At 50.3% G+C, this 12,914-nt stretch carries 11 protein-coding genes; 7 read left to right on the top strand and 4 right to left on the bottom strand.

Features of this window, described 5'->3' with window-relative positions; translation table 11 throughout:
* Positions 1-912: a cupin-like domain-containing protein gene (locus AC8GE9_RS04040; protein ID WP_506675829.1), complete on the top strand. Its 912-nt coding sequence runs from the start codon at positions 1-3 to the stop codon at positions 910-912.
* On the opposite strand, the gene AC8GE9_RS04035 is transcribed toward AC8GE9_RS04040, so the two are convergent.
* The 3 genes from AC8GE9_RS04035 to AC8GE9_RS04025 all read right to left on the bottom strand — a co-directional run bounded on the left by AC8GE9_RS04035 (position 901) and on the right by AC8GE9_RS04025 (position 3,758).
* Positions 901-2,493: an MBL fold metallo-hydrolase gene (locus AC8GE9_RS04035; protein WP_506675828.1), complete on the bottom strand. Its 1,593-nt coding sequence runs from the start codon at positions 2,491-2,493 to the stop codon at positions 901-903. The two genes, AC8GE9_RS04040 and AC8GE9_RS04035, sit on opposite strands and share 12 nt — an antisense overlap.
* A 15-nt stretch (positions 2,494-2,508) precedes the next feature.
* Positions 2,509-3,225, bottom strand: coding sequence for a response regulator transcription factor (locus AC8GE9_RS04030; protein ID WP_506675827.1), 717 nt, complete (start codon positions 3,223-3,225; stop codon positions 2,509-2,511).
* A gap of 119 nt (positions 3,226-3,344) precedes the next feature.
* Positions 3,345-3,758, bottom strand: a complete 414-nt coding sequence (locus tag AC8GE9_RS04025) for a surface-adhesin E family protein (RefSeq protein ID WP_506675826.1) — start codon at positions 3,756-3,758, stop codon at positions 3,345-3,347.
* 141 nt (positions 3,759-3,899) lie between these two features.
* Between AC8GE9_RS04025 and AC8GE9_RS04020 the strand changes: the two genes are divergently transcribed.
* From AC8GE9_RS04020 to AC8GE9_RS04010, 3 genes are all read left to right on the top strand, one after another.
* On the top strand, positions 3,900-4,511 hold the full coding sequence (locus AC8GE9_RS04020) for a carboxymuconolactone decarboxylase family protein (RefSeq protein WP_506675825.1): 612 nt from the start codon (positions 3,900-3,902) through the stop codon (positions 4,509-4,511).
* 97 nt (positions 4,512-4,608) lie between these two features.
* Entirely contained in the window at positions 4,609-5,562 is a 954-nt protein-coding gene (locus tag AC8GE9_RS04015) for a TAXI family TRAP transporter solute-binding subunit (RefSeq protein ID WP_506675824.1), read from the top strand.
* 107 nt (positions 5,563-5,669) lie between these two features.
* On the top strand, positions 5,670-7,685 hold the full coding sequence (locus tag AC8GE9_RS04010) for a TRAP transporter permease (protein ID WP_506675823.1): 2,016 nt from the start codon (positions 5,670-5,672) through the stop codon (positions 7,683-7,685).
* Positions 7,686-7,690: 5 nt separating this feature from the next.
* Here the strand turns inward: AC8GE9_RS04010 and AC8GE9_RS04005 are convergent, their stop codons facing one another.
* Complete coding sequence (locus AC8GE9_RS04005) at positions 7,691-8,518, bottom strand: IclR family transcriptional regulator (protein WP_506675822.1); 828 nt, start codon at positions 8,516-8,518, stop codon at positions 7,691-7,693.
* Between the two features lie 109 nt (positions 8,519-8,627).
* Here AC8GE9_RS04005 and AC8GE9_RS04000 point away from each other — a divergent pair, with 109 nt between their 5' ends.
* The 3 genes from AC8GE9_RS04000 (at position 8,628) to AC8GE9_RS03990 (ending at position 12,901) form a co-directional block, all read left to right on the top strand.
* A complete protein-coding gene (locus tag AC8GE9_RS04000) occupies positions 8,628-10,700 on the top strand; it encodes a metallophosphoesterase (RefSeq protein ID WP_506675821.1) in 2,073 nt (690 codons plus the stop codon).
* A 19-nt stretch (positions 10,701-10,719) separates the two neighbouring features.
* Positions 10,720-11,691, top strand: a complete 972-nt coding sequence (locus tag AC8GE9_RS03995; RefSeq protein ID WP_506675820.1) for a Bug family tripartite tricarboxylate transporter substrate binding protein — start codon at positions 10,720-10,722, stop codon at positions 11,689-11,691.
* Positions 11,692-11,818: 127 nt separating this feature from the next.
* The gene (locus AC8GE9_RS03990; RefSeq protein ID WP_506675819.1) at positions 11,819-12,901 is read left to right on the top strand and encodes a hypothetical protein; all 1,083 of its coding nucleotides are present in this window, start codon (positions 11,819-11,821) and stop codon (positions 12,899-12,901) included.
* The last annotated feature ends 13 nt before the right edge of the window (positions 12,902-12,914 follow it).

Here is a 12,914-nt window from a genome sequence, read left to right as displayed (position 1 = left end):
ATGAACCATCCTCAACAGATTCCTTCTTCAAACACCGATTCTATTGAACGCGTCTCGATCAATAGCGTCTCTCCTCGCCTTTTTCATCATGAATTTCAAAGTCAAAACAAACCTGTCATTTTGACGGATGCGTTCAATGACAATATCCCTGTTGATGTTGAAAAAATCACTTCTTTTGTTGGTGATATGGAAGTGTCCGTTCGCGTCTATGGCCCCGAACGTTTTTCAACACCTAAAGTTGAGTGGAAAAATTACTGCGAAATGCGCAAGATGAGTGTCAATGAGTATTGCCGCCTTCTGCGTAACGGAGAAGCCAAGCGAGACAGCATCTATCTCGCGATGGTTGATATGGGCGCCACGCCTTTTCGTCAGGTTATCGGACCCGGGATTGACTTGATTGCAGAGAAAACAGGACTCCGTCGTCAAATGCCAAACGATGTCAATGTCTGGGTAGGCCCAGGTGGTCATGTCGAGCCATTGCACTATGACGGCCAAGACGGCACGCTTTCTCAATTCCGAGGAACAAAACGAGTTTCTTTATTTCCACCGAGCGTTCAAGAAGGCCTATATCCCTTCGAAATGTCGCATGTCGGACTTAGACCCAACTTCAGTCAGGTTTACATCGACAATCCCGATTTCCAAAAACACCCTCTTTTACGCACGGCACTCGCTGAACGAAGAACCATTGAATTAACCGAAGGTGAAACGCTTTATATGCCGGTGGGCTGGTGGCATGAAATCGAAGCGCTCGGTCATGACTACATATGTTCGGTCAATCGCTTTTGGAAAGTGGATCCAATCTGGCGCTATCACAAAGCACCCCAGGCTGGTTTTCTCTATGGCCTTGCGCACCTGTACCAACTTAAAAATAAAATACAAAATTCCTTTAGTTTCTCTAACTCAAGCCGGTAACGTCACATCCGCGCTCCCGAAGAGTCTTTCAGAGTGCAACCCCAACGCTTGGCAAGCCGCAACAAGCTGGCGGGCATTGACAGCTGGCACCGTGTCTTCTGAAGGATCAATGCTTGTCACGTATTGCAACCAGGGCTCAGCGCCCATCGCATAGACATACACTTTTTGACTACCCAAGCTCTTGACGACCTCGAGCCCGCGCACCGCATCCGAGCCGTTCAAACGTCGCGTTTGATCTTTTTTACGATCAACAGGAAAAGGCAACAGCGGTCCATAGGTCCAACTAAACGGTGCACCTTGGCACTCCTGGCCTATAAATAAGGTCTCAATCGGACCAAACATCTCTCTCAGGTGTTCGTAAATAAAAGGTTCAAGATTATTGCTATCCGCGGCAAAAAGAAAACTTTGTGAACCGGCCTTGACGAGCCATGCTGCCTTTGAACGAATATCCAGATCGCCATGCTCTCCCAAAAACGGCAGCGCCGTAATCCGTATATCACCACTCTCTACGTCACCAAGTGGATCGATTTCAACAACCTTTTTAAAACCAATCGACTGCAGCATGAGCTTGAGCGAGGGATCGGCCAGCCCACCACCGGCAGTGGGTACGACGATCGTTTTAATCTTGTAACGTAACGCCAACAAGGTTTCCAGCAAGACATGATCAGCATGGTTGTGAGTCAACACAACATAATCGATACATTCGGGCAAATCTGCTAAAACAAAACGCTTAACGCCCCCACTCGTTTCGTAAGCAACGATCGGGTCAACCAAGACGTTCGTCCCATCATTGGCTTGGACCAAGATACAAGCGTGACCAAAATAACGCCAACGTGTTCCGCCTTTGTGCGTGCGATCTATGTTTTGGAGTGGAGTGTCGGTTAAGAAATCCCGAAACTTTTCATTCGTCACACCCGCTTGCGACAGACGCTCTAGCACCGCGTCAAGTGGTTGGGGGGTCAACCGTAAAGACGCCAAATAATCATAAATCTCGTCCGTAAAGGGACGCTCGAGCTCCACGGCATCCTGCCGCGGCAAACGAGGCGTACTGAATGCAAAAGAACGATCATCACCCTTCGCTTGATATATCAACGCTGACTGTGAAGCAGGATTGAATGCCGGACTTCGATAAAGCATTGGCTCAATCACGCGTAAATCAGGATGCCCCCCCACTGTGTAAAACAATTCAACATAGCCACGAACAGGCGCAGGCAAGGTCTGATAAAGTTTTTCAATACTGAAACCATCGGCCTGTTTTAAGACCATTCGATAGGCTTCTTTTAACGCCTCACCGAAGGCAATCTGATGCTCTTGGTGTTTCTTTGTTTGTGCGATCAACTCACGCACCTGATCGACGGCATCGACGGGCAGGTCAACGAAAGGTCCTCCTCGCAGACTCGGATTTTTACAGGCGGCCGCGTGTATATCAGGCGCACTCACAAACGATTCAAGCAAAGTGAGATGGCGAAACGGCACATTCAGCGCTGCAGTCGCGGGCGAAACCAGGTGTGACCACGCATACCAGCGCTCAATCAAAGGCTCGATCACCACATCCGACTTAAGTGTCACTAAATTTGACATGCTCATTCCAAATAACTAAGTTTCAATATCCACGGGAATGCAGAGTTGATAACCAATACCCCAGACAGATTTAATGGCTACATCTGCCTCAGGTTCAGAGATCGAGGCCAATTTACGCCTCAAGCGACTGACCAAGCTTTCTAGGGCATGCTTGCCCATTTCCTCTTTGCTTGAACGCTGGCTCAATATTTCAACAATCACATCAGTATCGAGTGTGTGATTGTGAGCCTGAATCAACCCCAACATAAACACTTTTTCACTATTCGTCAGCTTGGCACGCTGCCACTGAGAGGGCCCCAAGATTGAGCGGTCTTTTAGGCAAAGCTTCCAGCGGTTATTGGTCAAATTATTGCTCAGCCGTCGTGTCAGACTACGCAGTCCTGCCACAAGCTCCTCTGGCGAGATCGGTTTGTAGAAATAAATATCCGCACCTGACTCATAACCTTTGATGCGATCTGCAGATGAACCACGCGCTGTCATCATAATGATCCCAACATTGGGGGTACTCTTGCGAATACGACTCGCAATGCTCAGGCCGTCTTCGCCTGACAGCGTGAGATCTAATATAAAAATATCAATCGGTTCGGTAATCAGAAGCTCATCGAGTGATTTGCCGTTCGCCACGCCAAACACCTGATATCCGCATTCTTTAAGATGAAAAAAAATTTCCTTGCGCAGCAAGGGGTCATCCTCTACCAAGGCAATACGAACGCCAACGTTAGCTTGAGCCATTGTGAACCGGACAGTGACGTATACAAGCTAGGGATTCTAATTGCCAAGACACTCATCACAGCAAAAACCTCTCGCAGAAGCTCTCAGCGCTTCATCCTGAGCATGCGAAGCTTATAAAACTACTTTGGGTCACAGGCGTAGTTTTTTAAATTTTGTTCGACACTCCGAGGGTTGATCGGCTGCCATGGACTGTAGACTTTTTCAGTTTTAACGACCTGACCGCCCGCCATACGCGCCTCATGAAAATCGATGGTGTAAGTGCGCACGCGATTGTCACGACAGTTGTATTGGGCTCGAATCACGACTGAATGAAAAACCAAGCCTTTTTGGTCACGCATCTTTTGTTTGTAGTCCAACATTTCGGCGACATTCACAAAAATATCGGTCCTCACGATCTCGCCACGTTCTGTGTAGGTGACCAGAGTGGCATCTTCATGCAAATTGAGCCACTGTGCGTGGGCCGTACTGGTCAACAGACCTGCACTCAAGCAAACGACATGCGCTAAGCGCTTTAAAAGCAAAGAATTCTTCATATGGCACCTACCCCTTGGGGCATTAATCAGACAAACCTCATTGATTTGAAGTCTTTTCATTTTAGTAGAGGGCATTAACCCCAAGCAGATAATGGCTTTAAACTACTTTAAAGTCATATATTTAACAAGGAGACTCCTCTTATGAGCCAAAATAATAGCAATGATCAACAACGCTTTAAACGCCTTCATGTGGACGAAATGTCGGCTGACCAAAAAAAATACTTCGATGGCTTGATGTCAGGCCGGGTTTCGGGCACCGGCAGCAAGGGCGTCGTGCAAGGCGCGACGAGCCTGGGTGCACCTTTTAATGTGCTGCTGCGAAGCCCTGTACTAGCCGAACGTTTACGGATGGTTGGAGAATACTTACGTTTTGACAGCAGCATTCCAAAACATTTGAATGAATGGGCGATTTTAATTACCGCGCGAACCTGGACGGCGCAATACGAGTGGTATGCGCATCTGCGTCTCGCACTCAAAGAAGGACTCAATCCAGCTCTGGCCGCCGATCTCGCTCAAGGTAAGCGTCCGAAGAACATGCAAGCTGACGAAGAGGCTGTCTATAACTTTTGTCATGAACTTCAAGAAACACATCAAGTCAGCGACCCTCACTACAAGGCTGTCGTCGACCTGTTCGGCGAGCAAGGGGCGGTCGATTTGATGGTCGTCAGTGGTTATTACGTTATGGTATCGATGGTGCTCAATGTCAATCGCACCCCAATACCAGAAGAGGCGAGTCCGCTCCCAACGCTTTAATGTGCTCGCAAACCGCCATTGAGGTCATGCCCATTATGAGTTATGTTAACCATAGTCCTTGCTGACAACGCCAAAGAAAAATATCTCGGAGAGAACAATGAAACTGTTAAAAACCCTAGCAATAAGCTTTGCGGTTGTCTGCGCAAGCGCTGCCAATGCGGAAAATTATTCGATCGCCACAGGTGGTACCGGTGGTGTTTACTACCCCATGGGTGGCGGTTTGGCTGCCGTGCTCACCAAAAAAGTACCCGGAATGTCCGCCACTGCTGAAGTCACCGGCGGTTCCGTCGACAACCTCAAACTGATTGGCTCGGGTAAACCCTATATGGCCTTTACGATGGCGGATGCGGCCAAAGATGCCTTAGACGGTAAGGACAAGTTTTCTGGTCGCAAAGTCGATGTCAAAACATTGCTCGTTCTATACCCTAACCGCATGCACGTCGTGACGACCGAAGCCAGCGGTATCAAAACAATGAAAGACCTGAAAGGCAAACGCGTCAGCACAGGTAGTCCAGGTAGCGCCACGGAAGTCATGGCTTTCCGCCTGATCGAAGCCGCAGGTCTGGATAAAGACAAAGATATGCGTCGTGAGCGCCTCGGTGTGGCCGAGTCCGTCAACGCTGTTAAAGACCGCAAAATCGACGCTTTCTTTTGGGTCGGTGGCTTGCCAACCGCTGCAGTCACTGATCTGGCCAATACCCCCGGCACCAAGATTGTCATGATCGACCATGCCGACGCAGTCGATGCAATGAACAAGAAATACGGCAATCTGTATTTCAAGGACACCATCCCCAAGGCGACCTACTCCGGTATGGCCGGTGACAACAAAAACGCTTCGGTCTCTAACATCTTGGTTGTCAATGGCAAACTGTCCGACGACGAAGCATACAAAATCACCAAGGCTGTCTTTGATAACAAAGAAGAACTCGTTCGCACTCACCGCGAATACGACAGCGTAAAACTGGAAAATCAAAAGGCCGCAGCGACACCCCTGCCTTTCCACCCCGGTGCTTTGAAATACTTCAAAGAAAAAGGCCAGAGCGTTCAGTAAACGCACGACTTCTTTGACTTGCCGCAGCATCCTCAGCAAGTGCGTCATTATGCGCACTTGCTGAATTTTTTTAATCCATATCGCTATAAATTGAATTAGGTACAGCTATGAGTGAATCGTCCATCGATCGCGCTACACAACAAAAATTAGATGAACTCATCCGACAAGAAGAAGGCGACGCGAACGATTATCGTGGCTTACTCGCAATTTTTTTGACGCTTTGCGCGGTTGGAATGTCGGTCTTTCACTTGTATGCTGCATACGAAATCGTTCCAACGCAGGTGTTGCGCACTATTCACCTCGCGATTGTGCTGTTCCTCGTTTTTCTGATGTTTCCCATTACGGCTCGTTTCAAAAACCGCTTAATGTGGTGGGACCTGATCATTGCGTGCTTTTCTATTTTTGTGGCCTACTACATTCTGAGTGGTGGCGATGACTTTACCGATCGCAATACCGAGCCCTTCCCCCTCGATATCGCTGTAGGTGTTGGCCTGATCTTGATGATTCTCGAGGCGTTACGCCGCACCAATGGCATGGTGTTGGTGACCGTCACGGTCTTATTTATCCTGTACGCCTTGTTCGGCAATTATCTCCCCGCTCCTTGGACGCACAAAGGGTATGAGATCGGTCGTTTTGTTGGCTTTATGTACATGACGCTCGAGGGCATCTATGGCACTGCGCTCGATGTGTCCGCTACGCTAATTATCCTCTTTACGATCTTTGGCGCCTTTTTGCAATTCACCGGTGCCGGTAAGTTTTTTATCGACTTCTCCTTTGCTGCGATGGGGGGTAAGTCTTCAGGCGTTGGGCGCACCATCGTCTTATCCTCGTTTCTGCTGGGTGGACCCTCAGGCTCGGGGGTCGCGACCACCGTTACCGTTGGTTCAGTCGCCGCCCCGATGCTGGAAAAAGTCGGCTACGAAAAAAATGCCGCGGGTGGGTTGCTCGCGGCTGGCGGCTTAGGGGCCATCATTTCGCCTCCAGTATTGGGCGCTGCCGCCTTTCTAATCGCGGACTTCCTGAAAATTTCCTATCTCGACGTTCTCTTGATGGCGACGATTCCAACCATCTTGTTCTACCTCGGTTTATTCATTATGGTAGAAATTGACGTGCGCAAATACGGCATGAAGAAAATGTCGTTCGAAGCCGCCGAAAGCGCTTGGTCACTGACTAAAAAATACTGGTTTCACTTTTTCTCGCTGATCTCGATCGTGGTCTTCATGATGATCGGCTTCTCGCCTATCATGTCGGTATTTTGGGCGACCATCGTTTCTGCTGGGACCAGCATGCTCAGACGCGATACCGCCATTATTTCTTATGATTGGCTTCGAGGACGCGAGCCTTTTTTCAAAGGTTTTTATCAATCGAACCTGATCAAAGCGCTGGCCTCGGGCTCGACCGGCGTGCTGTCGATTGCCGTGACCTGCGCGGGTGCCGGACTGATCGTGGGCACCGTGACACTGACGGGCCTAGGTTTGAAATTCAGCTCCATCGTGATTGAGTACGCAGGCGGCTCTCTTTTGCTGACTGCGATTTTCACGGGCCTCGTCGTGTGGGTCGTGGGCCTAGCCGTCCCTGTCACCGCGTCCTACATTATCTGCGCCGTGATCGCAGCCCCTGCCTTGATCAATTTAGGCGTGCCAGATTTTGCGGCGCACATGTTTATCTTTTATTACGCCGTGCTTTCCGAAGTCTCACCTCCGACTGCTCTATCACCGTTTGCCGCGGCGGCAATCTGCAAAGGCGATCCGTATAAAACGACGCTTCAAACCTGGAAATACGTCGCACCCGCGATTCTCGTTCCGTTTATGTTTGTGTTGGGCGACGAGGGTACGAGCCTGTTGTTGATGGGTTCGACCAAAGCCTTGGCCAATGCCGACTGGCTACAGATCGCCTGGATCACGTTCACGGCTGCGATCGGCATTGTCTGTCTTGCTGGCGGATTGCAGGGATGGTTCATTGAAAAAACACACGTGCTCGAGCGCACCATCATGGTCATTGCAGGTGTTGCCCTCACCTACCCAGACAACTGGGCGGATTTAATCGGCTTTACTGGGTTTATTTTGGTGTTGATCAGTCAGTTGCTCAGGCGCAAGCGGAATATGGGGCTGTCAGCAGGTTAAGACCCTCAACTCAAGCCAAGTGTGCGCTCGACGCCCCGGACTAAATTTAATAGCCGGGGCGCAAATTTTTCAACGATCGTTTTTTCATCCATTTCATACGTTGCAACCGTCAAATTAAAAGCCAGTGGGACGCCGTTATAGCGTACACATAGCGGCACAGCAACAGCGGCCAGCGTCGGCTGCCACTCACCAACCACTGTACAAAAACCTGACGATTTAAGCTGCCTGTATGCCTGCTCGGTCGGAGCAAGAGAGGACGTGTAGTCCTCTGGATGCACGGACTTCAAACCATTGTAGATATAGCCACGTTCCTGTTGGGTATGTCCATAGAGCAAGGCACGCCCCATCGCAGTTCTCAGCAAAGGTCTGGTGGAACCTATGCCTGGTTTGGTGAAATTGCTTTCACTTCCCACGACAGTTTCAACATAAACAACCTGCAAACGATCCCGCATCCCCATCGAGACTGGACCATTGGCAAGACATGCCAACTCCATCATCTCTGGACCCGCCACCTGCCTAATGGCCATCTGCGACAAAAGCGGGTATCCCAAAGAAAGAACAGCCGCGCCCAGCGCATACTTGCCCGAAGCTCTGTCTCGCCTCAAGTAACCAAGTCCCATCAAGGTATAGGTCAACCGCGTGACCGTTGGACGAGCGAGCGATAACCGCTCCGAAAGCTCTTTGTTTCCAAGCAGGGGTTCGCCTTGTCCGAAGCACCCCAAGACGGCGAGTCCATTGGCCAAGGTCGAAGCAAACTGCGGCTGCTGATGAAGCATTTCCATGTCCAGAAAACCTGGATCTCGGCTCTCAAGAGCATCCTTGGGACTTCGCATTGATCGCTCTACCTTTGATATTTATTTTTTCTGATTGACATTGTAACTTTATGTAAACATAATAAATTACAACTATTCGGTTATTAATTCAACTATTCGGAATTAACAGATGCATAAAAAAAATAGGCCTGCGGGCTCCGCGCAACCCCTCTTTTCTTTCGTCGTCGTCGCAGACACGCACGTCAACGAAAGCGACAACGTTTCAAGCTCGCCTTTCGAGACTAATCACCTCGCGAACGAGCGAGCCCGTTTTGTGTTCGAAGACATCGCGCAGATGGAGCCGCAACCAAAGTTCGTGATCCATCTCGGCGATATCGTCCACCCCATGCCCGCCCTCCCGACCTTTATGCAGGCGGTCGACCAGTTCAAGCAGATCAGTAGTCAGTTGCGCTGCCCATTACACGTCCTGCCCGGCAATCACGATGTCGGCGACAAACGTATTGACTGGATGCCCGCCGATCAGATCTGCGAGCCCCATCTCGCGGCCTACCGAAAAGCATTTGGCAAAGACTATTACAGCGTCGATATGGAAAATATCCGCTGCGTGTTGATCAACTCTCTTTTGATCAACTCAGGACTGGCTGCCGAACAAGAACAAAAAACATGGCTTGAGGATCAAATCCATTCTGCGGCAGACAAAAGAGTATTCCTGTTCATGCATTACCCGCCCTTTGTTTACAGCGAAACCGAGCATGGCAGCTATGACAACCTAGATGAGCCCGGACGCTCCTGGCTCGTCAATCTGATGAAACGCCCCAATGTCGAAGCCTCTTTCGCGGGTCACGTTCACAACTTCTGGTACGAACAGCTCGATCAGTCCGGGTTCTATATGCTCCCCTCCACCGCCTTTTTACGACATGACTATTCAGAGTTTTATCGTGTCAAACCAACAGTCGAATTCGGTCGAGGCGATGTCGCCAAGTTTGGTTATTTCATTGTTGATATTTTCGCAGACGGCCACATCGCCTACCCAATCCGTACGATGGGCGTGCGCACCAGTGCCTCGTCTCAAGAAAAGAAAAGCTCCGTCCAATACCTCACCAATCCGAAAAGCTCGGACTTCAATCAAGTTGGTGTCGAATTGCGACACACGTGGACCGAAGTCGCACAGATACCCGCGACAGGTGGCGTGCAAGAGTTTGGCCGCAAATCCGCACGCAACGACTATCCCCTGCTCGCGCTCTGGGAAATGGGAGCCAAGCTTTCAAAAGTGACCGATCAGGACGCGCTCGATGACGCCACAAATCGCCGTATGCAACTACTGGCAAATATGGGACATCGCTTTTTACTCACCTCTTTAGGTGTACCCAAGACCAGCCTACTGGAGGTCAACCTTGGACGCGCCGGCGTGACAGGTATTGAAACGAATCTAAGCACCGCGCGATTCCAATCGAGTCTGGAAAAGTTAAAAGCATTCAAAGCGAAAACAAACTTGAATATTTTCTGGTGCAAGATCCATACCTACGATGACTCACATTACGACGGCAAACATTTCAGCCATTTCGTCAAAGCAGGTTTTACGACTGATGAGCTGACTGCTCAGACTACGCTCATCAAGGAGGCACTTGCCACCAAAGCGATCGATGGCATCACTGTACGCGTCGAATCCGATCAAGACCTCTTGCGCGTAGCGCCATTGCTCAATGACTTTGCAAAGGAATATCAATGCAAGATCGTTGCTTCGCTCAAACTGAGTGGACCGAGTATCGCTCAATCAAACGATGACGAAGCGGCACTGATAGAAAAAGTCTGTATGGCAATGCTCTACTCCAAAAGCTCAAGCGGGGTTCAGTACATTTTCGACACCTTCATGGATGTCGACAGAGGTTATTACCCGAGAGGCGCCTTCATCGACCGACAATTCAATCCCAACGCTGCGGCACATGTCTTTGCCCACATCAATTCTATTTTTTCAAATACCAAAAAAATCAGCGTCGATACCGCACGCTCTAAATCCGGTTCGCATCTCGTCTTTACTGCGGATGAGCGGGAGCACCAGATTCATTTTGGAGATGCAAAGACTCTCGCATCAAAAGTAAAGCAGTTGAGCCATGTTCAAACGGTCATCGATCTCACCGCGAACGGCAGAGAGCAAAGCAATCTTGGTTCTGACGCCTCACCTTCACTGAGCGCAATCCAAACCCCTTCTGAAATCAACGCAGTGTTATTTAGCTTGAATTAATCCACCTTAGGAGCACAGCATGAAACTACGTCTCTCCCTTTTATCTGCACTATTAACTGTCACGACACTATTATCTGTCCCTCTAGCGGCCGCAGCCTATCCTGATAAACCCGTCAAGCTTCTAGTCGGCTACGGTCCAGGCGGGGCGACCGACATCATTGCACGCGTCCTATCCAAGTATCTGTCGGACAAATGGGGTCAAGCCGTTGTGGTTGAAAACAAGCCCGGTGCCAGCGGCATGATCGCAGCAAACGACGTCGTGCGAGCCAACCCAGATGGCTACACTTTGTTACTGGGCTACACGCCTGAAGTTTCCATCAATCAACTCGTATTTACAAATATGCGATACGATCCCATCAAGGATCTCACTCCAATTTCGCTGGCTGCAGACGCCCCGCTTGTTCTAGCAGTCGGTGCCAAGCTCCCTGTGAAATCCCTCAAAGAGATACTGGATAAGGGCAAGGGTACGACACCCTTGACTTATGGTTCGCCCGGTGTCGGTGGCCAACAGCACATGGCCGGTGAATTGCTGGGTGGTGCTACAAAGATTCCACTCACCCACATTCCCTACAAAGGTACAGGCCCAGCTGTCGCAGCACTTGTTGGTGGTCAGATTGATCTGTTCTTTGCGACGACCCCCCCTCTTTTAGGCCAAATACGCGCCGGCAAGGTCACGCCTATCGCCGTCGCAGGTAGCCAACGTGAAAAACTGCTGCCAGACGTACCGACCTTTGTCGAACTGGGCTACCCCGCAATTCAACTCACGAACTGGTTCGGTGTGTTTGGACCCAGAAACCTCCCTGCGCCTGTTCTAAACAAAATCACAACGGATGTCACAGCCGCCCTGAAAGATCCGGCTGTAGTCAAACAGCTTGAGGACCAAGGTTTGACTCCACGCCCAATCTCAGGCGCAGAATTTGTGAAATTTATCGCCTCAGAAATGAGCAAGTACGCTCCAATCATCAAAGGAGCGAATATTCGGGCTGAATAAGCTGCTTGAAGAATGACTGTGGGGCACCGGTTTAGTCTCCAGAACGGCTAAACTGTGCAATATTTCGGAAACGGCATCAAATTGCCTGTTCTAAGCCGCCCCACAGAACCAGACCTATTGCAGCCTTTTGAACAATACAACCCTCTCCAGCACCACTGAAATCCATGCCTTGAGTGCCGTCGAACAAGACGAAGCACCTGATTCACTGGAACAAGCAGAATTTGAATTCCTGATCGAGCAGGGCAAAACGCTCTCCAGCAAACTCGAGACGCTCAAAACACTGATCGATCAGCATCGTCGGCTTTACTTAAGCACTGTCCCGGTTCTGCAAAAAAAACAAGACAGCCTGCGGCGCGCCATGGTGCTATGGCTCGACCAGCGCCTCAAAGGCGAAGGTCTGACCGCCCGTCATGAGCGTCTGATTCGACGCTTGATTTGCAGTATCGCCATGGAGTTCGCGCTCGCGGGTGATCGCGTCATGCGCGCACTACACGATGTTCACAGTGAAGAAAAACTAGCCGACATCGAGCGCGCGCAAGCCGCCGAGGCGCAAGCCTATCTTAAAGAAGCGATGGGTGAGGAGTTTGGCGAGGACCAGGTGTTTGAAAATCTGGATGATGTTCTGCATGCCAAATTCGACTTTATGCGCAAAGAAGCCGAGGCGCGCGCGCGCAACAGAGAGGCCCGACGCGCCAAAAAGAAAAAAATGTCGGCTGCAGATCTGCAAGCCGCTGACGATGTCGAAAGCGCTCTTCGCAGCCTTTACCGCAAACTGGCAAGCGCACTGCATCCCGACCGCGAAAGCAACGAGCAGGCTCGCGCCTACAAAACCCAATTAATGAGCGAGGCTAATACCGCCTACGAGCGACGCGATTTGCTCGCACTGCTTGAGCTTCAGTCCAAGGCTCAACTCCCCGAGGCTACCTTGACTTCGGCCTTGGCCCGTAAAAAACTCGCTGCACTGACCGACCTGATGCGTGAACGCCTGACGGCCCTACATCGTGAAATTCGTGACACCGAGTTGCAGGCTACCGCAGAATTTGTATTGCCGGCCTCGATGACCATTCATGAGGCCTCGCTCAAAAATCACCTTAACAGTCGCAAACGCGAAATGCTGCTTGAACTCAGGCGCTTGAACGAAGAGCTCACTAGCGTTAAAACAGACACTGGACTCAAACGCTGGATCAAAGAACAAACGTTAGACTCATAAAGACCAAAGGAGT

This window comes from Zwartia lucis, from assembly GCF_965234455.1.
GTDB lineage: Bacteria > Pseudomonadota > Gammaproteobacteria > Burkholderiales > Burkholderiaceae_B > Zwartia > Zwartia lucis.
This window is presented reverse-complemented; position numbering and strand designations above follow the sequence as displayed.